This window comes from Oerskovia sp. 140933 (assembly GCF_059651515.1).
Genome location: NZ_JAMXIO010000034.1, coordinates 14,658 through 38,354, shown reverse-complemented (window position 1 = coordinate 38,354; position 23,697 = coordinate 14,658). Strand labels below are relative to the sequence as shown.

At 71.0% G+C, this 23,697-nt stretch carries 18 protein-coding genes and 3 tRNA genes; 11 read left to right on the top strand and 10 right to left on the bottom strand.

The annotated features are described in order from the left end of the window. The first annotated feature begins 208 nt into the window (after nt 1–208). Complete coding sequence (locus NHG27_RS15740; RefSeq protein ID WP_193720119.1) at nt 209–991, top strand: fumarylacetoacetate hydrolase family protein; 783 nt, start codon at nt 209–211, stop codon at nt 989–991. A gap of 111 nt (nt 992–1,102) precedes the next feature. Here the strand turns inward: NHG27_RS15740 and glsA are convergent, their stop codons facing one another. Beyond that, nucleotides 1,103–2,506 (bottom strand): glutaminase A, encoded by a 1,404-nt coding sequence (glsA, locus tag NHG27_RS15735; RefSeq protein WP_497016923.1) that lies wholly within the window; start codon nt 2,504–2,506, stop codon nt 1,103–1,105. A gap of 85 nt (nt 2,507–2,591) precedes the next feature. Between glsA and gltX the strand changes: the two genes are divergently transcribed. After that, nucleotides 2,592–4,091, top strand: a complete 1,500-nt coding sequence (gene gltX / locus NHG27_RS15730; protein WP_497016922.1) for a glutamate--tRNA ligase — start codon at nt 2,592–2,594, stop codon at nt 4,089–4,091. After that, nucleotides 4,088–4,903: an HAD family hydrolase gene (locus NHG27_RS15725; protein ID WP_497016921.1), complete on the top strand. Its 816-nt coding sequence runs from the start codon at nt 4,088–4,090 to the stop codon at nt 4,901–4,903. The genes gltX and NHG27_RS15725 overlap by 4 nt, the downstream gene beginning before the upstream one ends. 78 nt (nt 4,904–4,981) lie before the next feature. Here the strand turns inward: NHG27_RS15725 and NHG27_RS15720 are convergent, their stop codons facing one another. Further along, on the bottom strand, nt 4,982–6,040 hold the full coding sequence (locus tag NHG27_RS15720) for a LysR family transcriptional regulator (RefSeq protein WP_497016920.1): 1,059 nt from the start codon (nt 6,038–6,040) through the stop codon (nt 4,982–4,984). A gap of 69 nt (nt 6,041–6,109) precedes the next feature. On the opposite strand from NHG27_RS15720, the gene NHG27_RS15715 reads away from it, so the two are divergent. Next, entirely contained in the window at nt 6,110–7,321 is a 1,212-nt protein-coding gene (locus NHG27_RS15715; protein WP_497016919.1) for a YeiH family protein, read from the top strand. Nucleotides 7,322–7,366: 45 nt separating this feature from the next. On the opposite strand, the gene NHG27_RS15710 is transcribed toward NHG27_RS15715, so the two are convergent. Together NHG27_RS15710 and NHG27_RS15705 are read right to left on the bottom strand one after the other, a co-directional pair. After that, on the bottom strand, nt 7,367–8,023 hold the full coding sequence (locus NHG27_RS15710) for a hypothetical protein (RefSeq protein ID WP_193720126.1): 657 nt from the start codon (nt 8,021–8,023) through the stop codon (nt 7,367–7,369). Then, a complete protein-coding gene (locus tag NHG27_RS15705) occupies nt 8,020–8,865 on the bottom strand; it encodes a class I SAM-dependent methyltransferase (RefSeq protein ID WP_497016918.1) in 846 nt (281 codons plus the stop codon). Before NHG27_RS15705 ends, NHG27_RS15710 begins: the two co-directional genes overlap by 4 nt. A gap of 205 nt (nt 8,866–9,070) precedes the next feature. On the opposite strand from NHG27_RS15705, the gene NHG27_RS15700 reads away from it, so the two are divergent. The 3 genes from NHG27_RS15700 (at nt 9,071) to NHG27_RS15690 (ending at nt 9,463) form a co-directional block, all read left to right on the top strand. Then, nucleotides 9,071–9,142: transfer RNA gene (locus tag NHG27_RS15700), tRNA-Gln, on the top strand. 94 nt (nt 9,143–9,236) lie between these two features. Further along, nucleotides 9,237–9,309: transfer RNA gene (locus tag NHG27_RS15695), tRNA-Glu, on the top strand. Between the two features lie 78 nt (nt 9,310–9,387). Beyond that, nucleotides 9,388–9,463: transfer RNA gene (locus NHG27_RS15690), tRNA-Glu, on the top strand. Nucleotides 9,464–9,604: 141 nt separating this feature from the next. Here NHG27_RS15690 and NHG27_RS15685 read toward each other — a convergent pair. The 4 genes from NHG27_RS15685 to NHG27_RS15670 all read right to left on the bottom strand — a co-directional run bounded on the left by NHG27_RS15685 (nt 9,605) and on the right by NHG27_RS15670 (nt 13,531). Further along, a complete protein-coding gene (locus tag NHG27_RS15685; protein WP_497016917.1) occupies nt 9,605–11,149 on the bottom strand; it encodes a beta/alpha barrel domain-containing protein in 1,545 nt (514 codons plus the stop codon). 167 nt (nt 11,150–11,316) lie between these two features. Beyond that, nucleotides 11,317–12,429 carry a PH domain-containing protein gene (locus tag NHG27_RS15680; protein ID WP_497016916.1) on the bottom strand — a complete coding sequence of 371 codons (1,113 nt, stop codon included), beginning with the start codon at nt 12,427–12,429 and terminating at the stop codon, nt 11,317–11,319. 7 nt (nt 12,430–12,436) lie between these two features. Next, a complete protein-coding gene (locus tag NHG27_RS15675; RefSeq protein WP_193720129.1) occupies nt 12,437–12,604 on the bottom strand; it encodes a hypothetical protein in 168 nt (55 codons plus the stop codon). 207 nt (nt 12,605–12,811) lie between these two features. After that, nucleotides 12,812–13,531: an IclR family transcriptional regulator gene (locus tag NHG27_RS15670; RefSeq protein ID WP_193720130.1), complete on the bottom strand. Its 720-nt coding sequence runs from the start codon at nt 13,529–13,531 to the stop codon at nt 12,812–12,814. A 164-nt stretch (nt 13,532–13,695) separates the two neighbouring features. On the opposite strand from NHG27_RS15670, the gene leuC reads away from it, so the two are divergent. Further along, on the top strand, nt 13,696–15,177 hold the full coding sequence (leuC, locus tag NHG27_RS15665; protein WP_497016915.1) for a 3-isopropylmalate dehydratase large subunit: 1,482 nt from the start codon (nt 13,696–13,698) through the stop codon (nt 15,175–15,177). A 41-nt stretch (nt 15,178–15,218) separates the two neighbouring features. Beyond that, nucleotides 15,219–15,857, top strand: a complete 639-nt coding sequence (leuD, locus tag NHG27_RS15660; RefSeq protein ID WP_497016914.1) for a 3-isopropylmalate dehydratase small subunit — start codon at nt 15,219–15,221, stop codon at nt 15,855–15,857. A 108-nt stretch (nt 15,858–15,965) separates the two neighbouring features. On the opposite strand, the gene NHG27_RS15655 is transcribed toward leuD, so the two are convergent. Then, on the bottom strand, nt 15,966–16,805 hold the full coding sequence (locus tag NHG27_RS15655) for an LLM class flavin-dependent oxidoreductase (RefSeq protein ID WP_497016913.1): 840 nt from the start codon (nt 16,803–16,805) through the stop codon (nt 15,966–15,968). Between the two features lie 130 nt (nt 16,806–16,935). After that, the gene (locus NHG27_RS15650; RefSeq protein WP_497016912.1) at nt 16,936–17,871 is read right to left on the bottom strand and encodes a DUF808 domain-containing protein; all 936 of its coding nucleotides are present in this window, start codon (nt 17,869–17,871) and stop codon (nt 16,936–16,938) included. 248 nt (nt 17,872–18,119) lie between these two features. On the opposite strand from NHG27_RS15650, the gene lpdA reads away from it, so the two are divergent. Together lpdA and NHG27_RS15640 are read left to right on the top strand one after the other, a co-directional pair. After that, nucleotides 18,120–19,529 (top strand): dihydrolipoyl dehydrogenase, encoded by a 1,410-nt coding sequence (gene lpdA / locus NHG27_RS15645; protein ID WP_193720134.1) that lies wholly within the window; start codon nt 18,120–18,122, stop codon nt 19,527–19,529. 389 nt (nt 19,530–19,918) lie between these two features. Beyond that, nucleotides 19,919–23,497 (top strand): SIR2 family protein, encoded by a 3,579-nt coding sequence (locus NHG27_RS15640; protein WP_497016911.1) that lies wholly within the window; start codon nt 19,919–19,921, stop codon nt 23,495–23,497. Nucleotides 23,498–23,697: the final 200 nt, after the last annotated feature.

Genomic DNA, 23,697 nt, shown 5'->3' with positions numbered 1-23,697 from the left:
GGCTCAACCACTACAACCTGGAACGACCCCACCTCGGCATCGGCGGCCTACGACCCATCGACCGAATCAACAACGCAACGGGTCAGTACACCTAGCGCCGCCGTCGGGCCGCCGCGCGCGGCGCCCGGCCGCCCGACCCACGGCACCACGACGAGCAGGCCGCGGCCCCCACCCGGGGTCGCGGCCTGCTCGTCGGTAGGCTGGGCTCGTGCGCATCGCCAGATTCACCACCGGAGAAGACCCCCGCTACGCCCTCGTGCAGGAGGAGGCGGGCAAGACCTATCTCGCCGTCCTCAACGGCGACCCCCTCTACATGCCCGTCCTGCCGACGGGCGAGCGGATCGAGCTCGGGGACGGCGTCCGCCTCCTCGCGCCCGTGATCCCGCGCTCCAAGGTGGTCGCGGTCGGCCGCAACTACGCGGCCCACGCGGCCGAGATGGGCAACGACGTCCCGACGTCGCCGCTCATCTTCTTCAAGCCCAACACCTCGGTCGTGGGCCCGGACGACCCCATCGTGCTGCCCGACTTCTCGGACGAGGTCAGCTACGAGGCCGAGCTCGCGGTCGTGATCGGCCGCATCGCCAAGGACGTGCGCCCCGAGGACGCCGCCTCCTACATCCTGGGGTACACCGTCGCCAACGACGTGACCGCGCGCGACGCCCAGCGGACCGACGGCCAGTGGGCCCGGGCCAAGGGCTTCGACTCGGCGTGCCCCATCGGGCCGTGGATCGACACCGACCTCGACGTCGAGGACCTCGCGGTGACGTCGCGCGTCAACGGCGAGACCCGCCAGGACGGTCGCACGCGCGACATGATCTTCGACGTCCCCTACCTCGTGTCGTACATCTCCGAGGCCTTCACGCTGCTGCCCGGCGACGTCATCCTCACGGGCACGCCCGCGGGCGTGGGACGCATCGACGCGGGCGACCGCGTCGAGTGCGAGGTCGAGGGCCTGGGCGTGCTCGCGAACCCGGTCGTCCGCCGCGGCTGAGCTCCTCGCTGGGCCCGCTGGGCTCGCTGGACCAGGTGGCCGCCGTCCCTCGGGGGACGGCGGCCACCCCCGCGACGTGGTCCTGCGTGGGGGCCCGGTCACGCAGCCCGGTCACGCGGCCCGGGCCGCGTCGAGGAGCCGGTCCTCGCACCAGCGCTGCGCGGCCTCGAACGACGTGAACTCCTGGTCCACGCCCGCGAGCAGCCGTCGCTCGAACGGGTCGACCACCACGACGTGCACGCCCTGCCCCTGGAGCCGGACCACGAGCCCGCGCAGGAGCTGGGCCCCCAGCGTGGCCACGCGCGCCGTGCGCCGCAGGTCGAGGATCAGCCACCGCTCGCCGCTCGGCAGCGGGGAAGGCAGCTCGTCGACCGAGCGCAGGATCGTCTCCGCGGCCGCGAACTCGACCGTGCCCTGGACGGCTCGCACCGAGATCGCGGAGCCCAGGTCCCGCAGCCGGCGCAGCTGGGCGGGCGTGCGGTGCGCGAGCTGGCGCAGCCGGTCGGCGCGCGTGCTCTGGTAGAGCGTGGGGACGTCACGGTCGGGGCGGTGCATGAGGTGCAGGTGGAACTGCCGCGAGATCTCGTGGGCCGCCGCGACCGAGCGCACGCTGTTGCCGCGCGCGTCGAGGGGCGGGCTGAACAGCCCCAGGCCGAACTGACCCACGCCGACCGACACCAGACCGCCCGAGACGCCGCTCTTCGCGGGCATGCCCGCCCGCAGCAGCCACTCGCCCGCGTAGTCGTACATGCCGCTCGTCGCCATCACGGCGAGCACCCACTCGGTCACGACCTCGTCGACGACCTGCTCGCCCGTGACGGGGTTCACGCCCCCGTTGGCGAGCGTCGCGGACATGACCGCGAGGTCGCGGGTCGTGACGAGGACCGAGCACTGGCGGAAGTAGGTGTCGAGCGTGGCCTCGACGTCCGTGGTCAGCGCGCCCGTGCTGTGCATGAGGTAGGCGATGGCCCGGTTGCGGTCTCCCGTCTCGGACTCGCTGACGTACACGCGGCCGTCGACGTCGAGCGGGCGGCCGGCGAACGCCTCCAGCACGGCGAGGATGCGCGCGAACCGTTCCTCCTCGGAGGCCCCGCGGACCAGCGACGTCGTGACGATTGCCCCCGCGTTGACCATGGGGTTCGGCGGGCGGCCCGTGACCGGGTCCAGGCGGATCGAGCTGAACCCCTCGCCGCTGGGCTCGGCCCCCACGTGCTCGAGCACCTCGGCCAGCCCCCGGTCCATGAGCGCCAGGGCGAACACGAACGGCTTCGACAGCGACTGGATGGTGAACGGGACGTCGGCGTCCCCCGCGGTGTAGACGCTGCCCGTGACCCCCGCCAGGGCCACGCCGAACAGCGACCGGTCGGCGGTCGCGAGCTCGGGGATGTACGTCGCCACGTCGCCCTCGTCGAGGTCGCGGAACCTCTCGTGGACCGCGGCGAGGGCGTCGGCGATGAGCTCGCTCGCGCCGGTGCGGCCCGGGTCGGCGGGCACGGGGTGCGGGGAGGAGGACATGTGAGTGATTGTGCCCTCGGGGCGTGGGCGGTGCCCGACGGGCCGCGCACGGCCCCCGCCACCGGGCGACGATAGGCTGGGGGGCGTGATCCCTGCACCTGGTTCCTCGCCCGTCCGCGTCCGTTTCTGCCCCTCACCCACGGGGACGCCGCACGTCGGCCTCATCCGCACGGCACTGTTCAACTGGGCGTACGCCCGGCACGTGGGCGGGACGTTCGTCTTCCGCATCGAGGACACGGACGCCGCGCGCGACTCCGAGGAGAGCTACCAGCAGCTCCTCGAGGCGCTGCGCTGGCTCGGCATGGACTGGGACGAGGGCGTCGAGGTCGGCGGCCCGCACGAGCCCTACCGCCAGTCGCAGCGCGGTGACATCTACCAGGACGTCATCCGCCGTCTCGTCGAGGGCGGGTACGCCTACGAGTCCTTCTCGACGCCCGAGGAGATCGAGGCGCGCAACGTCGCGGCCGGTCGGCCCAAGGCCATGGGCTACGACGGGTTCGACCGCACGCTGACCGACGAGCAGAAGGCCGCGTTCCGCGCCGAGGGCCGTGAGCCCGTCCTGCGCATGCGCATGCCGGACACCGACGTGGCCTTCACGGACCTGGTGCGCGGCGAGATCTCGTTCGGTGCGGGCTCGGTCCCGGACTACGTGATCGTCCGCGGCAACGGCCAGCCCCTGTACACGCTGGTCAACCCGGTCGACGACGCCCTGATGGGGATCACGCACGTGCTGCGCGGCGAGGACCTGCTGTCCTCGACGCCGCGTCAGGTCGTGCTGTACCGCGCGCTCCTCGAGCTGGGCGTCGCGAAGGTCATGCCCGAGTTCGGGCACCTGCCGTACGTCATGGGCGAGGGCAACAAGAAGCTGTCCAAGCGCGACCCCGAGTCCAACCTGTTCCTGCACAAGGAGCGCGGCTTCACGCCCGAGGGCCTGCTGAACTACCTCGCGCTGCTGGGCTGGAGCATCTCGGCGGAAAACGACATCTTCTCGGTCGAGGAGATGGTCGCGGCGTTCGACATCACCGACGTCAACCCGAACCCGGCCCGCTTCGACCTCAAGAAGGCCGAGGCGATCAACGCGACGCACCTGCGCATGCTGGCCCCCGAGGACTTCCGCGACCGTCTGGTGCCGTACCTGCACCAGGGCGGGTTCGTCCCCGCCGACTCGTTCGCGGACCTCTCGGCCGAGCACCAGGCGCTCGTCACGGCGGGCGCACCGCTCGTGCAGGAGCGCATGGTCCTCCTGGGCGAGGCCAAGGGCATGCTCGGCTTCCTGTTCGTGGCCGACGACGCCGTGCCCGTCGAGGACGAGGCGCGCGCCGCGCTGCGCGAGGAGGCCCCGGCCGTGCTCGACGCCGCGATCCGTGTGCTCGACGCGCTCGACGACTTCTCGACCGACGCCCTCCAGGAGACGCTCAAGGCGGTCCTGGTCGAGGAGATGGGCATCAAGCCGCGCTTCGCGTTCACGCCCCTGCGCGTGGCCGTGACGGGTCGGCGCGTGTCGCCGCCGCTGTTCGAGTCGATGGAGATCCTCGGCAAGGAGTCGACCCTGGCGCGCCTGCGTGCGCTGCGCGCGTCGCTGTGAGCACCCCTGACCTCGTGCTGCCCGACGGCGTCGCGCCCCTCGCGGGGGACGTCGCCCCCGGCGGTGGCCTCGACGGTGTCGACGGTGTGCTCTTCGACGTCGACGACACGCTCGTCGACACCCGTGGTGCGTTCGCGCTCGCGATCGACGCGGTGTGCGCGGTGCACCTGCCGCACCTGCCCGTCGAGCGGTACGGCGAGGTCCTTGCGCTGTGGCGCAGCGACCCGCACGGCTGGTACCGGGCGTACACGCGCGGCGAGCTGACGTTCGACGGCCAGCGGATGCTGCGTGCGAACGAGCTGCAGGAGACGTTCGGCGGCGCGGTCCTCGACGAGGACGGGTACGCGGCGTGGAAGACGGTCTTCTGGGGCACGTTCGAGGAGAGCTGGCGCGCGCACGACGACGCCGCTCCCGTCCTCGGGCGGCTCGCCGCCGCGGGGGTCAAGGTGGGGGCGCTGTCCAACGCGTCGGTCGCCCTGCAGACGGACAAGCTGGCCCGGTCGGGGCTGTCGGAGGTGCCCATGCTCGTGGGCGTCGACACCCTGGGCTTCGGCAAGCCGGACCCGCGGGTCTTCGTCGAGGCGTGCGCGCGCCTGGGCACGGACCCGGCTCGCACGGTCTACGTGGGCGACGAGCTCGACGTCGACGCGCGGGCCGCGGCCGCGGCAGGTCTGACGGGCGTGTGGATCGACCGCCCCGGTACCCGTCGCGGCGGACCGGCCGAGGAGGACCCCGAGGCCGCGCGTGCGGCCGGGGTGCACGTCGTGGCGAGCCTCGACGAGGTCGGCGACCTGGTGCTCGCGGGTCGCTGACGGGCCCGGAGCGCGCGTCGACGTGGAGGGTTCCGGTCGAGGGAGCAGGCTGCAGCACGCCACCTCGACCGGAACCCTCTATCTCGCGGGTGCGGCCTGCGGGCGCCTGCGCTCCCGCGACGGCGGTGCCGGCGGCGCGGGCGCTCCCGTGGCGACGGCCGCGATCTGTCGCGCCGGGGCAGACAGCTCGGTGCCGTCCTTCCAGACCATCCGCAGCCGCCGCGAGAGATCCAGGCCGGGCACCTGGATCTCGACGAGCGTGCCGCGGGCCAGGTCGTCCGCGACCGTCAGCCGCGACAGCACCGCGACCGCCCCGCCGTACTGCACCGCGGTCTTGAGCGACGCGGTCGATCCCAGGTAGGGCAGGTGGTCGGGGAGGCGGGCGCCGGCCGCGACGAGGGACTTCTCGAGCGTCTCGCGCGTGCCCGAGCCGCGCTCGCGGACCACGAGCCCACCGCTCACCAGCTCGTCGACGGTCGCGGTTCGCCGCCGCCGGGCCGCCCAGGGGTGCGTCGGGGCGACGACCACGAGCAGCTCGTCCCGGGCCAGGGTGCGGCTGCGCAGCCCCCTGCGCATGGTCGAGCTCTCGATGAAGCCGAGGTCGGCCTCGTCCGCGAGCACGAGCTCCATGACGGTGCGCGAGTTGCGCACGAGCAGCTCGACATCGGGGGACGCCGTCGCCGCCGGCGCCCCGGGGGCGCCGGGTGTGCCGGCCGTCGCGGCAGTGGTGGCTGTCGCCGCCAGCGTCGCGAGCCAGCGGGGCGCGAGGTACTCGGCGATCGTCAGGCTCGCCGCGAGCCTGATACGGGCCGACGGGGCCTCGCGCAGGGCCGCGGCCGAGGTCTCGAACCGGTCGGAGGCCTCCACGACCTCGCGGGCCCAGGTGGCCGTCGCCCGTCCGGTCTCGGTGAGCCGGGCCCCGCGCGTCGAGCGGGTCACGAGCTCCAGACCCAGGTGCCTCTCGAGGCGCCGCATCCCCGCCGAGGCGCTCGGCTGCGAGACCCCCAGCGCCCGTGCCGCCGCGCTGATCGAGCCGTGGCGGTCCGTCGCGACGAGCAGCTCGAGCAGGGCGAGCGACGTGCGCTCGCGGCGCGGGGGAGAGGTGCTCGCGGGAGCCCCGGGGACGTGCTCGGTCATAACCTCATCCTATGGCTAGGTCGCCAGATGGGCCTTCTGACGGGCATCCCGGCGCGGCATGGTGGAAGCATGACCCCCACGAACGACCTCGCGACCCCCACCCTGGGCGCGACCGCCACCCCCGACCAGCCCGCCCCGACCGGCGGCCCGGCCCCCGCCAGGAGCTCCGCACCGTGGATCCGGCGCGCCGCACCGGGGCTCGCGCTCTGCGCCGTCGCGACCGCCGTCGCCTACCTGCTCGCCCAGGTGATCCCGCTCTCGCCCCTCGTGCTCTCGCTGCTCGTCGGCGCGGTCGTCGGCTCGCTGCTCGGGAGCCTGCGCAGGGCCGGCGGTGCGAGCGGCGCCGTCGGGCAGGGGGCGGCGCGGGCGCGGTGGGCCGGCTCCCTCACCTCCCGGACCCAGGAAGGGACGAGCTGGACCGCGAAGCGCGTCCTGCGCGCCGGGGTCGTGCTGCTCGGGCTCCAGCTCTCGCTGCCCGAGGTCCTCGCGCTCGGATGGCGCGGGCTCGCGGTCGTCGGGATCACGGTCGCCGTGACCTTCAGCGCGACGCTCGCGCTGGGACGGGCGCTGCGGGTCCCGCGCGTGACGTCGCTGCTCGTCGCGACGGGCTTCTCGATCTGCGGCGCGGCTGCGATCTCGGCCATGCAGGGCGTGGTCGGAGGAGGCGACGACGAGCGGACGCGCCGCGAGAACGACGACGCGGTCGCGACGGCCCTCGCGCTCGTGACGATCTTCGGGTCGCTCGCGATCTTCGTCCTGCCGTGGCTCGCGGGCCTGCTGGGCCTCGACGACGACCGCGCCGGGCTGTGGATCGGGGCGAGCGTCCAGGAGGTCGCGCAGGTCGTGACCGCGGGCGGCGCGATCTCGGCCGCGGCCCTCGCGACCGCGACCGTGAGCAAGCTGGCCCGCGTCGTGCTGCTGGCACCGATCGTGGCCGGTGCGGGGGTGGTCAAGGCGCGCCGGGAACGCGTCGCACGCCCCGCCGACGTCGGGGTGGCCGCCGGCGCCCCGGCAGCCCGCCGGACGCCGCCCGTGCCCCTGTTCGTCGTCGGCTTCCTCGTGGCCGTGCTCGTGCGCAGCACGGGCCTGCTGCCCGCCTCGGTCGTCGAGGTGACGACCACGGTGACCACGCTGCTGTTCACCGCGGCGATGTTCGCGATGGGCCTCGGGGTCGACGCCGCCCACCTGGTCCGCACCGGACGCCGGGCGCTCGTGCTCGGGACCGCGTCGGCCGCGGTCGTGACCGGGGTCTCGCTGGTCGCGGTGCTGCTCCTGGCCTGACCGTGCTCGCGGGCCCGCTTCTGGGCGGGCCCGCGGCGCACGCGGCTACCGGACGCTCGCGTCCCAGCGCCACCTCGTCCGACGGGGCAGACCGGGCAGGTCGCTGCGCCCGGTCGCCCACACGAGGGCGTCCCCCGGGGGCAGGCCCTGCGCGGCCGCCGGCAGGTCCGGGAAGAGCCGGCCGAGCACCTTGGCGCTCAGCCCCTCGGGGAGCCCGGGGGCGACGCCCGTGAGCCCGTCGGCGATGTCCCGACCGTGCACGAGGATCTCGGCGATCCCCATGGCGGCGAAGCCCTCCGGGTCCGAGAGACCGTACGGGTGGTAGGCGCGCCCGTCGGGGGACTGGACCGCGACCTGCGCGGCGAGCAGCTCGCCGCTCGCGAGGATGACCTCGGCGAGCCCCGCCGGACCGGCCTCGCGCTTGACGTGCGCGATCTCGTCCTCGCCCCGGGGGCCGGCCAGCGGCAGGTAGTCGAGCAGGGGGAGGCCCGCGACCTGGAGCGCGTAGGCCAGCAGGTCGTCGACGACGTGCTCGGCCGTGGCCCAGCACGACCACCGCACAGGCCCCGCCTGGGCGTCGAACGCCGCGTCCGGGTGCTGCGCGACGCCGTCGGCGAGCCACCGGGACGCGGCACGGACGTCGTCGGGCGTGACGGGGCCCGGGCTCGCGGAGGTCACGACGTCCTCCGGCTGGGCGCTCACGAATCGACCGCGCCGTCGACCGCGCCGTCGACCGTGGTGGCTGCGTCGGTGCCGAGGACGCGGTCCGCGCGCCAGCACTCGGCCCGGTAGGGCAGGTCGATCTCCGGGCGCCCGGCGAGGGCTGGGTGGGTGGCCACGAGCCGGTCGACGGCGTCGAGCAGCTCGTCACGCTCGGCCGGCGGCAGCGTCAGGAGGTGACTCCGGGTCGCGGCGAGCGTACGGAGGGACGAGGCGGGCAGGTGGTCCTGCCACGGGAAGGTCGCGTGCTCGAGCGGGGTGAAGGCGCCGCCGGCCGCGTCGATCTCCGGGGTCCGGTGGACCGGCTCGAGCGAGTCTCCGCGATGGATGATCTCCGTGAACCGCTCGACCCAGTCGACCGCGTGGTCCCGGACGTTCCACACGACGCCGAGCCGACCGCCGGGACGCAGCACCCGGGCGATCTCCGGGACGGCGACCGCGACGTCGAACCAGTGCCAGGCCTGGCCGACGAGGACCGCGTCGACGCTCCCGTCCTCGAGCGGGATGCGCTCGGCGGTCCCGGACAGGACGTGGGCACCCGGGACGGCGTCCCGGAGCTGGTCGCGCATGCCGTCGGAGGGCTCGACCGCGGTCACGTGGAGCCCGCGCGCCACGAGCCGCTCCGTGAGCTTGCCGGTCCCGGCGGCCAGGTCGAGCACGTGCCGGGCGCCTGCGGGGAGCAGCCAGTCGACCGCGGCGTCCGGGTAGGACGGGCGGACGGCGCGGTACTCGTCGGCGCCCGCACCGAACGAGGCCGCGCGCTGCGCGTGGGAGGCCCGCGCGGGGCCCGGGCCGGACGGGTCGGAGGAGGGGGCGGTCGTCATCCTCCGACGGTGCCACGTCGAGGGGGTGAGGTCCACAGGTGCTCGCGACGTGTCGCGGGGACGGACGGCAGGGCGTGCGAGGGCCGGGGCCGGTGGGGCGGGAGGGCGATTTGGCCCGGCCGGAAGTGTCCGGTAATGTTTTCTCTCGGTGAGGCGCTCACCCGCGGCCCGGGAACGGGACGAGGGCGCGGCGCTGATACCTCCTTGGGGTATGGTGTAATTGGCAACACAACGGTTTCTGGTACCGTCATTCTAGGTTCGAGTCCTGGTACCCCAGCGCAGAGCAAGCAGCGCATCGAGTCGGTCAGACCGACACGAAACGTGCAGTAAAGTTCTCATCGGCACGGAGCCCCTCGGGGTGACGAGCTTAGGCCCCCATCGTCTAGCGGCCTAGGACGCCGCCCTCTCACGGCGGTAACACGGGTTCAAATCCCGTTGGGGGTACGTACGAGGCCTGGCCATCGTCAGATGACCGGGCCTCGATGACGCTCACTCGTCCTTCGGGGCGGGGGAGCGGTCCTGGCCCCCATCGTCTAGCGGCCTAGGACGCCGCCCTCTCACGGCGGTAACACGGGTTCAAATCCCGTTGGGGGTACCACGCGCAAAGCTCGATCATCGACAGATGGTCGGGCTTTCGTCGTTCCCGGGGTGCGTTCCTCAGCACCCAGGACGTCGCGACCCGGCCAGGTGCGCCGCGCTCGTCGCGCACCGCGCACCTGGCCCGGCCGGCCGGGTGGCGTCAGGGCCTGTCAGGGCCCGTCGGTGCCCGTCGGTGCCTGGGCTCAGGGGCGCCCGGGGAGGCAGCCACGGGTCGCGCCTCGAGCAGCCAGTCGAGCACGTCCCGCGCCGACCAGACGCCCTCGTGCCGCTGCGCGAGCCGCGTCGCCCCCGCGACGTCCGCGCCGAGGGTGACGAGCGGCAGCTCGACGTACCCGTCGGCGCGCGTCTGCCCCAGGCCCACGTCGGCCGCGAGCGAGTTGCACAGGCACGACCGCCCCGCGCTCTCGCCCGGCTGGCCCCCCTTGCGCTCGAACATGTGGGAGGGCTCCGCAGGGCAGCGGTAGGTGACCTTGCCGGCGACCTTCTCGACCGGCGTGCGCAGATAGCCCAGGTCGCACAGGCGAGGCCGGGCAGCCGCGAGCGGGGCCTCCGCCAGGGTGCCGGGGAGCTGTGCGACCTTGAAGGGGAAGCCGGTCGGCGAGGTGAGGGGCTCGGTCCGCACGTCGAGCGTCCCGGAGCGCAGGCGGGCGAGCACGTCGTCCCGGAGATCGGGCTCGAGGCCCGACTCCTCGGACAGTGCGAACAGCGTGCCGACCTGGATGCCCGTGGCCCCCGCGTCGACCGCGGCGACCAGTGCCTCGGGCGTCCCCTGCGCCCCCGCCAACCAGAACGGCAGGCCGAGCGCGGCGACCTTCGAGAGGTCGGCCTGGTCCCGGGGACCGAAGACGGGCTGACCGGCCTCGTCGAGCGTGAGCCGACCGCGCGGTGGCGCGTTGTGCCCGCCGGCGGGCGGGCCCTCGACCACGAACCCGTCCGGACGGGTGCGGCCCTCACGGACCAGGTGCTCGGCCAGGGCGTGCGCCGAGACGACGGCGAGGAACGTCGGGCGTGCCACGGGAGGCAGGCGGTCGCCGAGCAGGGCCCCGGGATCGAGGTCGACCGTGTGGCCGCTCCCGCCGGCGACCGTCACGGGGAACCGCACGGCCTCGTGCCCCACGAGCTGGTCGAGCAGGTGGGGGATGTCCCGGGGGATGCCCGCTCCCGTGACGACGTAGTCGGCCCCGGCGAGCATGGACCCGTAGGCGGCCGCAGGGGCAGCCATCTGGATCTTCTCGAGGAAGTTGATGCCCACGCGGCCCCCGTGGCCTTCCTTGGCCAGCCACACCTCGACGAAGCTGCCGAGCACCATGAGCTCCTGCGCCAGGCGCGTCTGCCGTAGCGCGAGCCGCGGCACGGGGGCATAGGGCTGGCCCGCGTCGCGCCCCTCGGGGCGGAAGTAGCGCGCGAGCACCCGCTGGGCGAACCGGGGGACGGGGAACGCCGCGAGCGCCCGTCGCACGGCGCCGTCCCGGTCGCCGTTCTGCAGCCGGCGCGCCAGGACGAGGTCGAGCGCGGTGCCGGACACCAGGCCCAGCTGGCCGGCACGCGCGACGGCGGACGCGAGGCGCCAGGAGGAGACCGCCATGCCCATCCCACCCTGGATGACACGAGGCAGCGTCGGCAGCGTCGGCAGCGGGGGCAGCGGCGGGAACGGCGACTGGACGGGCAGGGGCAGTGCGGTCACGGATGGACCCTTCTCAGACCTTGGCGGGTGGTTACTGCACCGTAGGTTGAGGAACGCGCGAGGAACAGGGTCGAACGGCCCGAACATGACGGTCGGCCCGTGGGACAGGCCGGGGCCGGCGCCCGTGAGGTGGTCGTGCGGACGTCGAGCCGACGCGAGGGGCGGTCTCAGCCGGGCGGTGGCGGTACCGGCGGAGCGGTCGTCGGTGCCGGGCCCGTGGCCCCCTCGGGCCGCTCCCAGGGGTCCGAGGCCGTCCACCCGGCCTGCGCGTCCCACGGGGTGACGGGGACGAACGTGCCACGGTGGTCGTCGGAGACCTCCCACGCCGGACCGTCGGCCTCGCCGCCGGAGTCGTCGGTCTCCCACGCCGGACCGTCGGCCTCGTCCGCAGGCTTGGCCCCCGCGCCGGCGTCGGGCCCCACCGCCGCGACGGCGGGAGGTGGCGGGGGCACCACGGCATGCCGGTCCGCGCCCACCCGCCACGGCCCGCTGCCGCGCGGGGCCACGAAGAGATGTCCCTGACGGTCCTGCTGGACCGAGCGGACGGCGAGGGGCTGCGTCGCGGCCGCGGACCGGTCGCTCTCGGGGCCGTCACCCGTCGCCGTCCACGACGTGCCGCCCAGCGCAGGCTGTCCGGGCTGCCCGGCCGCCGAGGGCTGCGGGGGCCGGCCGTAGGGCCCGGGCGGGGGCACCGCGCCGCCCTGGGGTGCGCCGGGCTGCGGCTGCCCCCACGGCCCGCCGCGGCCGCCGGGGATGAAGATCGTGTCGCACAGCGTGCGGTACGTCGCGTCGGGCCGGGCGACCCAGTTGATGCGGCTCATGGCCTGGTCCTGACCGGCCGACTCGAGGATGAACTGGCCGTAGCCCAGCACGCGGCCCACGACCGATCGGCTGTAGCTCATGTCCGTGACCTTGCCGAGCGGCATCATCGCGACCTTGTGGGTCACGAGCCCGAACATCAGCAGCATGCGCTTGTCGGTCGCGACGAACCACTCGTTGCGCCAGTCCAGGACCTTCCACAGCAGGCGCAGAGCGACGAGCACCCACGCCCACCAGAGCAGCAGCGCGCCCTCGCCCACGGTCGGGCCGATCGTGCTGACCAGCCAGGCCACGAGCAGGAAGGCGGCGAAGGTCGTGGCGACCGGCTCGGCGAGCTTGCCCCAGTGGGCGCGCGTGGCCAGGACGACGCGCTCGCCCGGGAGGATGTAGCGCCGCAGGTGACGCGCGCTCAGGCGTGGCGTCCGGGTGGGGGACTCCACGAAGGGCAGGTCCTGCGCCATGGTGCGCCTACTTCATGAGCGACTGGACGAACTGCCCGAAGCTCTGGAAGGCGCCCAGGATGACGTCCCAGATGGCCTGGACGATGTCCGCCGCGCGGTCGGGGCTCTGGACGACGGCGTACAGCAGGAAGACGACGACGACCCACATCAGGATGGTCTTGGCCTTGCCGGGCATCGTGTGGTCCTCACGTCGTCGATCGGGGCGGGTGCGACTCTGCTCGCCATGGTGACCAGAGCGGACGGAACGCCGTCGGAGGCGCGCCGACGACGAGTCTAGCGTTTCGCCCGAATCCGTCGTAGGGGGTGTGTCACGACAAGGGTGGACAGCAGGAGGGCGGGCGCCGCACGGCGCCCGCCCTCCTGCCCACAGGTCGACGGACGGTCACTCGCCGGAGCGGCGCAGGACCTCGGTCAGGCGGTTGGCGGCGGCGACGACCGACCCCGAGTGCAGCCGGCCGGGCTGGCGCGTGAGGCGCTCGACCGGGCCGGAGATCGAGACCGCGGCGACGATCCGCCCCGACGGGCCGCGGACGGGCGCCGACACCGACGCGACCCCGAGCTCGCGCTCCGAGACGGACTGTGCCCAGCCGCGCCGTCGGACCCCCGAGAGGATCGTGGCCGTGAAGACGGCCTCGCGCAGGCCGCGGTGCAGGCGGTCCGGCTCCTCCCAGGCGAGGAGCACCTGGGCCGCGGAGCCCGCGCCCATGGTGAGCGTCGCGCCCACGGGGATCGAGTCGCGCAGACCGACGGGCCGCTCGGCCGCGGCGACGCAGATGCGATGGTCCCCCTGGCGGCGGTAGAGCTGCGCGCTCTCGCCGGTGTGGTCGCGCAGCGCCGTGAGAACGGGGTTCGCGGCGGCGAGCAGGCGGTCCTCGCCGGCTGCCGTCGCGAGCTCGTTCAGGCGCGGCCCGAGGACGAAACGGCCCTGCATGTCGCGGGCGACCATACGGTGGTGCTCGAGCGCTACTGCGAGGCGATGGGCCGTAGGACGGGCGAGTCCGGTGGCGGTGACGAGCTGGGCCAAAGTGGCTGGTCCGGACTCCAGAGCGCCCAGAACGGACGCCGCCTTGTCCAGCACGCCGACTCCGCTAGAATTGTCCATAGGTCGATATTGACGTCTCGCACAGTGAGATGCAAGTCAGCGGGTGTCGTGTCGACCGAGGACCGGGGGATTCACCCCGGTCCACGACCGAGACGTACCCCCCGATCGTCGCCACGGCCCCCGCGTGCGCGACCACCGCAGGACACAGGTAGGAGAGAACCAACATGGCCGGCACGCTGGCGGAGAAGGTCTGGGACGCGCACCTGGTGCGACGAGGCACCGACGGGTCGCCCGACCTCCTCTACATCGATCTGCACCTCATCCACGAGGTCACCAGTCCGCAGGCCTTCGAGGGCCTGCGCCTTGCCGGCCGACAGGTGCGCCGCCCCGACCTGACGATCGCGACCGAGGACCACAACACTCCCACGCTCGACATCGATCTCCCTATCGCGGACCTCACGAGCCGCACCCAGATCGACACGCTGCGCAACAACGCCAAGGAGTTCGGCGTGCGCATCCACTCGCTCGGTGACGCGGACCAGGGGATCGTGCACCAGGTCGGCCCGCAGCTCGGGCTGACCATGCCGGGCCTGACGGTCGTGTGCGGCGACTCGCACACCTCGACCCACGGTGCGTTCGGGGCTCTCGCTTTCGGCATCGGGACGTCCGAGGTCGAGCACGTGCTCGCGACCCAGACCCTGCCGCTCGCGCCCTTCAAGACCATGGCGATCACGGTCAACGGCGAGCTGCCCCCGGGCGCGACGTCCAAGGACATCATCCTCGCGATCATCGCGAAGATCGGCACGGGCGGCGGCCAGGGCTACGTCCTGGAGTACCGCGGCGAGGCCATCCGCAAGCTGACCATGGAAGCCCGCATGACGGTCTGCAACATGTCGATCGAGGCGGGCGCGCGCGCCGGCATGATCGCTCCTGACGAGACCACGTTCGAGTACCTCAAGGGCCGTCCGCACGCCCCCGAGGGTGCTGACTGGGACGCCGCGGTCGAGTACTGGAAGACGCTCAAGACCGACGACGACGCCACGTTCGACGAGGAGGTCGTCCTCGAGGCGGCCGACCTCGAGCCCTTCATCACCTGGGGCACCAACCCCGGCCAGGGCCTGCCCCTGTCCGCGAACGTCCCGGTCCCGGCGGAGATCGCCGACGAGAACGAGCGCGTCGCCGCCGAGCGTGCGATCGAGTACATGGGCCTGACCCCGGGTGCTCCGCTGCGCGACATCGCGATCGACACGGTCTTCATCGGCTCGTGCACCAACGGCCGCATCGAGGACCTGCGCTCGGTCGCCAAGGTCGTCCAGGGCAAGAAGAAGGCAGACTCGCTGCGCGTGCTCGTCGTGCCCGCGTCGGCGCGCGTCCGCCTCCAGGCCGAGGCCGAGGGGCTCGACCAGATCTTCCTCGACTTCGGTGCCGAGTGGCGCAACGCCGGCTGTTCCATGTGCCTGGGCATGAACCCGGACCAGCTCGCCCCGGGGGAGCGCTCGGCCTCCACGTCCAACCGCAACTTCGAGGGTCGCCAGGGCAAGGGTGGACGCACCCACCTTGTCTCGCCGCTCGTCGCGGCCGCGACGGCCATCCGCGGGACGTTGTCCTCGCTGGCCGACCTGGACCTGCCGGCCGACGTCGACATCACGTCGTTCGACGGCACGCCGCTCGCGCCGCTCGACCCGCGCGTCCCGCTGCAGGTCTGACCCGGCCCCCTGACGACACTCATCGAGGAAGCAGAAGCATCATGGAGAAGTTCACCACCCACACCGGTGTCGGTGTCCCGCTGCGCCGCAGCAACGTCGACACGGACCAGATCATCCCCGCCGTCTACCTCAAGCGCGTGACGCGCACGGGCTTCGAGGACGCGCTGTTCGCGGCGTGGCGCGGGGACCCCGCGTTCGTCCTGAACCAGCCCGCGTACTCGTCCGGCTCCGTGCTGGTCGCGGGCCCCGACTTCGGCACCGGATCGTCGCGCGAGCACGCCGTGTGGGCCCTCAAGGACTACGGCTTCAAGGTCGTCCTGGCCTCGCGTTTCGCGGACATCTTCCGCGGCAACTCGGGCAAGCAGGGCCTGGTCGCGGGCATCGTCGCGCAGGAGGACATCGAGCTGCTGTGGAAGGTCCTCGAGACCAAGCCCGGCACCGAGGTCACGGTCGACCTGGTCGAGCGCACCGCGACGGCCGACGACGTCGTGGTCCGTTTCCAGATCGACGACTACACGCGCTGGCGCCTCATGGAGGGCCTCGACGACATCGGTCTGACCCTCCAGCACGAGGAGGACATCACGGCGTTCGAGCAGACGCGTGCGTCGTGGCGCCCCAGGACGCTGCCGGCGAAGCACCTGCCGACGGTCGAGATCGAGGCGGCTCGCCCGTCCGCGTGACGCGCGTGCGAACCGGCCCGACGGCGCCGCTCCCCGCGGGGGGGAGCGGCGCCGTCGGCGTCTCGGGGCATGGGCGACGCGCCGCGTCGAGGCCTCGGGTGCGGCGCGTCAGGGGTGCGGCGGCCCCTGGCGGATGCGCGCGAGCTGGGACTCCGCGGTGACCTTGGTGGGGTCCCACCCGGCTTCGAGCCACCACGTCGCGCCCGCCGCCTCGAGCGCGCGCGCGTCCTGCGCCGCGGCGTCGAGGTCGGTCGGGAAGTCCCGCTGGACCACGAGCTCGAACGGACCGGCCGCCGGGTCGCGGTGCTCGGCGACCCAGGTCGCGACCTCGCGCACGTCCTCCGGTGAGAGCGGGTCCAGGCCACGGTCGCCCCGGAGCTGGACCGTCACGCCGTCCCAGCGGACCGCGCGGCTCATCGACCTTTCGCTCGGGAACACCCCCACGGGCCACACGGGGATGCGCCCGTTGACGGGCCGGGGCGAGATCGTCATCTCGCCGGTCGAGATGTGCGTCCCGTCGAACGAGAAGGCCTCGCCGGACCAGGAGCGCTCGAGGAACGCGAGCACGTCGTCGAGCAGCTCGGCGCGTTCGCGCAGCGACGTGAGCTGGCCGGGGACCGCGCTGAAGCCCGCGTCGTCGAGCACCCCCACGCCCACGGGCAGGACCAGCCGCCCGCCCGACAGGTGGTCGACCGTGAGCGCCTGGCGCGCGAGCTCCCAGGGACGGCGGCGCGGCAGCGCGAACACGAGCGCCCCCAGGGTCACGCGCTCCGTCTGGACGGCTGCCGCGGACAGGATGCCCCACGGGTCGTAGCTGTCCATGCCGGGCAGGCTGATGCCGTCCCACGTGAAGTAGCCGTCCCAGCCGTGCTCCTCGGCCTCTCGGGCCATCGTGACCAGCTCTGACGCGGAACCGAAGCTCCCGACGAACCCGAACTTCAAGCCCATGACGTCCTCCTGCGACTCGTTGGCGGTCCCTCCACCGTAGGTGTGACCACCGACACGCGCCGCGGCCGGACGACGAAGGCCTGTTCGCCCGCGACATCGCGGGCGAACAGGCCTCGGGGTCGTCAGGAGATCAGTGGTGCTTGTTCTTGCGCGGGATGAAGTGCACGACCGTGACGACGACCGCGCCCACCACGACGCCCACGATCGCGGATCCCAGGGTGTCGACGAGCCACACCAGGAACCCGCCGACGGCTGTGACGCCGTGCACGGCCTCCTCGAGGACGTGCAGCAGGTCGTACGGAGCGTGCCAGCCCAGGTCGTACGTGCCCTGCAGCAGGATGTGGCCACCGACCCACAGCATCGCGACGGTGCCGACGATCGAGATGACCCCCATGACGCGCGGCATCGCCTTGACCAGGCCGTGGCCGAAGGACTTGACCCACCCGGTGTCGCGCCCCGCGAGGTGCAGGCCGATGTCGTCCATCTTCACGATGAGGCCGACGATCCCGTAGACGACCGCCGTGATGAGCAGCGCCACGATCACCAGGATGATCGCGCGCGCCCAGAAGCCTTCCTCCGCGACCTCGTTGAGCGCGATGACCATGATCTCGGCACTCAGGATGAAGTCGGTACGCACCGCGCTCGACACGACGCTGTCCTCGTCGACGGCCTTCTTCGCGGCAGCGTCGTCGACGGCCTTGCCGTGCTTGCCCGAGACCATCTCCCACAGCTTCTCGGCGCCCTCGAACGCGAGGTACGTCCCGCCGACCATGAGCAGCGGCGTGAGCAGCACGGGCAGGTACTCGCTCAGCAGCAGCGCCGCCGGGAGGATGAACAGGAGCTTGTTGCGCAGCGAGCCCATCGCGATGCGCTTGATCACGGGCAGCTCACGCTTCGCGGCCAGCCCGGCGACGTACTGGGGGGTCACGGCCGTGTCGTCGATCACGACACCGGTCGCCTTGACGCTCGCCCGCCCCGCGGCAGCACCGATGTCGTCGACGGACGCAGCCGCCAGCTTGGCGAACGCTGCGATGTCGTCCAGGAGGGCTACGAGTCCTACGGCCATGAGGTCTCCACGAGGCCCGTGTCGCCGCCCACGAGCCCGAGGTCGGGAATCGACGCGGCTGTCACGCATCGTAACGACTCGCGCGGGCGGTCGCCGAGGGGCGTCCGTGCGGGCACACCTGCCGAGAGGCAGGCCGCTGCCCGACGGCGTCGCCGCGGCCGTTCTGGACGTCACCCTCGGCGCACCCCCGGTGACGTGTGACGCGATCGGTCGCTCCGGCGTCGGGCAGACGTCCTAGGCTGGACCCCATGGCTAACCACTACGACGTCGTCGTCCTCGGCGCGGGCCCCGGCGGCTACGTCGCCGCCATCCGCGCGGCCCAGCTCGGCCAGTCCGTCGCGATCATCGAGGAGAAGTACTGGGGCGGTGTGTGCCTCAACGTCGGGTGCATCCCCTCCAAGGCGCTCCTGCGCAACGCGGAGCTCGCCCACCTGTTCACGCACCAGGCCGACTTCTTCGGCATGACGGGTGACGTGTCGTTCGACTTCGGCAAGGCGTTCGACCGCAGCCGCGACGTCGCCGACGGCCGCGTCAAGGGCGTGCACTTCCTCATGAAGAAGAACAAGATCACCGAGTACGACGGGCGCGGCACGTTCCGCGACGCCAACACGATCGACGTCGCGCTGTCCTCGGGCCAGACCGAGACCGTGACGTTCGCCAACGTGATCATCGCGACGGGCTCGAAGGTCCGCCTGCTGCCGGGCGTCGAGCTGAGCGAGAACGTCGTCACGTACGAGAAGCAGATCCTGACGCGCGAGCTGCCGCGCTCGATCGCGATCGTCGGCGCTGGCGCGATCGGCATGGAGTTCGCGTACGTGCTGAAGAACTACGGCGTCGACGTGACCATCATCGAGTTCCTCGACCGCGCGCTGCCCAACGAGGACATCGAGGTCTCCAAGGAGATCGCCAAGCAGTACAAGAAGCTCGGCGTGAACATCCTGACGTCGACCGCGGTGCAGACCGTCACCGACAGAGGAGCCGGTGGCGGCGTTGTTGTGTCCTACAAGGGCGTCAAGGACGACAAGCCCGGCTCGATCGAGGTCGACAAGGTCCTCATGGCCGTGGGCTTCGCACCCAACGTCGAGGGCTTCGGCCTCGAGAACACGGGCGTTGCACTGACCGACCGCGGTGCGATCGCGATCGACGACGTCATGCGCACCAACGTGCCCCACATCTACGCGATCGGTGACGTCACCGCGAAGCTCATGCTCGCGCACGTCGCCGAGGCGCAGGGAGTCGTCGCGTCCGAGACCATCGGCGGCGCTGAGACCATGACGCTCGGCGACTACCGCATGATGCCGCGCGCGACGTTCTGCCAGCCGCAGATCGCCAGCTTCGGCCTCACCGAGCAGCAGGCCCGCGACGAGGGCTACGACGTCAAGGTCTCCAAGTTCCCCTTCACCGCCAACGGCAAGGCACACGGCCTGGGCGAGCCCACGGGCTTCGTCAAGCTCGTCGCCGACGCCCGCTACGGCGAGCTCCTCGGCGGCCACCTGATCGGCCCCGACGCGTCCGAGCTGCTGCCCGAGCTCACGCTCGCCCAGAAGTGGGACCTCACGGCGTCCGAGCTGGGGCGCAACGTGCACACGCACCCGACGCTGTCGGAGGCCGTGCAGGAGGCCATTCATGGACTCGCGGGGCACATGATCAACTTCTGATTCCCAGGACACATCGGAAACGGACACGTCTCCTGACGAGAGGCCCTGATCGGCACCATCGGAGCAGGTCAGGGCCTCTTTCTGTGCCCTTAGGCGAGTGGGCGGAAGGGGACGGTGTGACCCAAAAGGGTCCACTCCGACGGGCAGGTAGGGCGTGGGGTCGTCCGCGACGTCTCGGCCACGCTTCGAGCCGGGAGTCGGTGGAATGTGCCAGGATCGACTACGTCCCAACTGCACTGAAAGGCAATCGTGCCACCGAAGGAGAAGTTCACGAAGGCAACCGAAGGGTTGCGAACTGAGATCGCCGAACTCACACCCACCCGCGATGAACTCCTTCCGTTCCTGATGTCGGGTCGGGATTGCGTCTACGACGTGTTGGAGGCTGCCACGTGACGAACGGCGGCCAGTGGATCACCCCGGATGTTCATCTTCCGCAGGAACTCCTGGACGCTCACGCGGAAGGCCGAGTTGTCTTCTTCGTTGGCGCGGGGGCGTCGCTGGCAGCGCCGTCTGGTCTTCCACTGTTCAGGGATCTAGCCATTGCTCTCGGCCGGGAAGCTGGCGTTGCGTACGTCGAACTCCCTGATGGTGGTGCGGAGCAGCTTGATCACTTCCTCGGGCGATTGACGCACCTGACGCCACCGTACGAGGTCCATCAGCGGACGCACGTGCTGCTCGCCGAGCCGACATCTCAGCCGAACGACTGGCACGACGCGATCGTGCGCCTCGCCTCCGCCTACGGGAAACCGCGGATCGTCACGACCAACTTCGACGACCACCTTGACGCGGCGGCTGCGGCCGCTGGCATCGATCTGCCGGAAAAGTGGATCGGGCCCGCTCTGCCGCTCGGTCATGCCGTTGCCGGGCTCGTGCACCTGCACGGGTCGGTCACTCGCGGGCCTGAGGAGCTTGTCCTCACTGACAAGGACCTCGGCCAGGCGTACTTGTCGGAAGGCTGGGCCACGCGCTTCCTGCTGAAGCTCTTTCAAGCGAACGTCGTCGTGTTCATCGGTTATGGCCTCACGGACCCGACGATGCGGTACCTGACGCTTGGATTACCATCCGGTGCGTCGCTTTACGCCTTCGAGCGCACCTCGCGAGCGAGCGATCCGGACTGGGCGCGCCTCGGAGTGGCCACCATCCCGTTCGGCGAGGACTTCGACAGCGTGCCGAAGGCGCTGAGCGCATGGAACACCCGAGCGCGGATGGGGCAGCTCGACCACCGCTCTCGCATCGAAACTTTGGTGGATGGGGGAACTTCTCTCACGCCTGTTGACCGCGACTATCTCACGGCCCGTGTCAGCGTTCCAGAGGGTGCGCGCGATTTTGCATGGGCCGCCGAGAAGCTAACTGATGTTGCGGCAAAAATCGAGTGGCTCGTATGGGTCGAGGCTCATCCCACATTCCAGGAACTATTCACCCTCCGCGAGGTTTCCGACGCCGCTACCATCCTTGGTAACTGGTTCTTGAACGACTTCGTGTCATCCCCGGTGCTCCATGGCGCTGCCTTCCAGACCCTGGAACGGCTCGGGCCGAGGCTATCGGATCAGTTCTTCCGAGGTGCTTGCAATGCGACATGGAGACTCGACGAGAAGGATGCTGTTGTCGCGGAGAGGTGGCGGGCGTTCCTTGCCACCTCGATTCCGGGGCAGTCGGCGCCCCTCGACGGTGAAATGTTGCTCCCATTCCTGCAAGGCGCGACAACACTTGGGGCCGTTTCCGTTCGCACGGCGCTCCGCCCGTTCCTCACACTCAAGCGCAGATTGTTCCTCGGCGACGGAGAAGACAGATCGACCGAGCTTCCGAACGCGGAGGTCAAATGGGCGTTCGAGGAGTACGTGCTCACGCCGCCTCTTCTACAGGCCGTTGCCGATGCGCCAGCGGGCGACAGCCGCGTCGGAACTTTGCTCGAAGAATCCCTCGCATCAGCCTACGACCTACTGCTTGCCTATCACGGCGTCCACTACTGGGACTCGCTCTCTCGCGACCGTTCAGCAATCGAACCGCACGAGCAAGACGAGTTCCGCGAGCCGCTCGATGCAGTTGTTGATGCCCTCCGCGATTATGGCGTTAAAGCAATCTCAGTCGTGCCCGAAATTGCAGACCGATGGTGGTCGCGAAAGCACGCACTCTTCCAGCGCCTCGCTCTCCACCTGGTCGCCGCCGACGACTCGCGATCGCACGAGGACAAGTTGGAGTGGACGCTTTCCCGCACCGATCTATATCCAGACCACGCAAAGCACGAACTCTTCCGACTCCTCGCGGCTGTCCTCCCCGAAGCGTCCGCAGAGGCGAGGGCGCGGGTCCTGGCCGCCGTATCCGAAGGCCCGGACTATCGGGATGACCTGGACGATCGAGAGCGCCACATCTCGTACGCCAAGTACAACCTGCTCGTCTGGCTCAGCACGTCGACACCTGGCTGGAAGGAGGCTGCCGATACCTTGGCCTCAGTCCAGGAGGCGAATCCTGAATTCGCGCCAAGGGACCATCCGGACTTCGACATGTGGATGTCTGGGGGCGTGTGGGGAGGGAAGCTCCCGCTGGCGCCGGAAGAGTTCATTGCCCAGTTGTCAGAGAGCGCTACCACCGCTATGAACAATCTTCTTGAACGTGAATACGCCGAGCGTCACTTCGAAGATCCCAATTGGGACGACGCGCTCAGCCTCGTGCGCCAGACCGTCGCTCAACGCCCGGAACTTGGGCTCTTGCTTTGGGACGAGATCCAGGGCCGCAGCGACCTGGGCGAACGCGGCAATGGCCTTTGCAGGGCAACGGTCTCAGGCTGGACCGGTGCGGCTCTGGGAGAGCATGGTGAGGAGATTGTCGAGCACGTTGCAGCTCTGGCTGGCGACTCGAAAAGTGCTCATGAGATCGGCCGCTTCCTGCAGGAGCAGATCGGGCGGCAGATCGATAGCGAAGAGACGCCGACCATCGCAGCGATGCGGGCGCTCGCCCAGAACCTCTGGGACAGCCAAAGTGGCCAATTCACCCATGGACACGACAATCCGCTTTCGGCTGCGCCGCTGTGGCTCAACTCGTGGCCCGGTTCCCTCGCCCAGTACTGGCCCCAGGAAATCGACCGCCGATGGCGCCACAATCTCGGGAACTGGGCTGGACTGAACGATGAGGAGCGGGCGGCACTTGTCTCGCTCCTCTCCGGACCGCGCCCTGCTCTGGATGCCACCCGACCCGCAATCGCTAGAGTTCTCCAGTTCCTCTTCGCGGCGGACGCGGACTTTGCCACGGAGTATGTCTTACCACTCTTCCGTGAGGCTGACTCGGCCGTCCTTGCCTGGCACTCCTACCTCCACTCCCCACGATGGGACGACAAGCTCCTCGCTGCTGGCCTCCTGGAGAGCATGAACGAACTGTGGGACCGATTGGATCAGTTGGGCGATTGGAGGTATCGGCAGCAGTTCTTCGGCCTCGTCACCGCCATCCTGTCCTGGGCAGGCATCGATACGGACAGCCGGCGCAGCGTCCTCACGCAAAGCGTCATCGGGGCCAACGGGGCGCATGCTGCGGACTTCGCGGAAACCGTGGCCCGTTTCCTTACCGGGGAATCCGTCGACGGTGCCAAGATTTGGGACCGCTGGTTGCGCAGGCACATGACCGACCGGCTCAGCGGGGTGCCAAGGACCGCTTCTCCAGAGGAACTTGTCCGCTGGACTAACACCATACCTCAGCTCAGTCATGCCATTCCCGAGGCCGTTAACCTTGTTAGCGGGCGGAACATCGGACTCGAAGATGAATGGTTCAGTCTGGACATCCCGGAAGACACACTCCAGGCTTACGGCCCCACTCTCATCAGCCACTTCGTGGAGCGACTCTCCAACACCAAGTCCACCTCGATGATGCTGGCGCATCGAGTACGTGGGCTGATCGGTATGTTCCGGGAGGGATTGGGCAACGACGCCGTGCAGCCACTCGTCGATGCCGCGCGTGAAAAGGGCATTTCCGATGTCTGAACAACTGAAGACGAACTTGACCTCGTTCTTTCACCCGTTCGGTGAGCGGGCGGTGCCGCTGCGCCGGTGCGGTGCAAGAGGTTTCATTCTTGCGGGTGGGTGCGACAACGCGTCGGACGACGATCGGAGCGCGGGTCCGAGATCGTGCTTGGGGATCGTCGGGAGGAGGTGCCAGCTGGGAGCTGGCCTGAGGTTGCTGA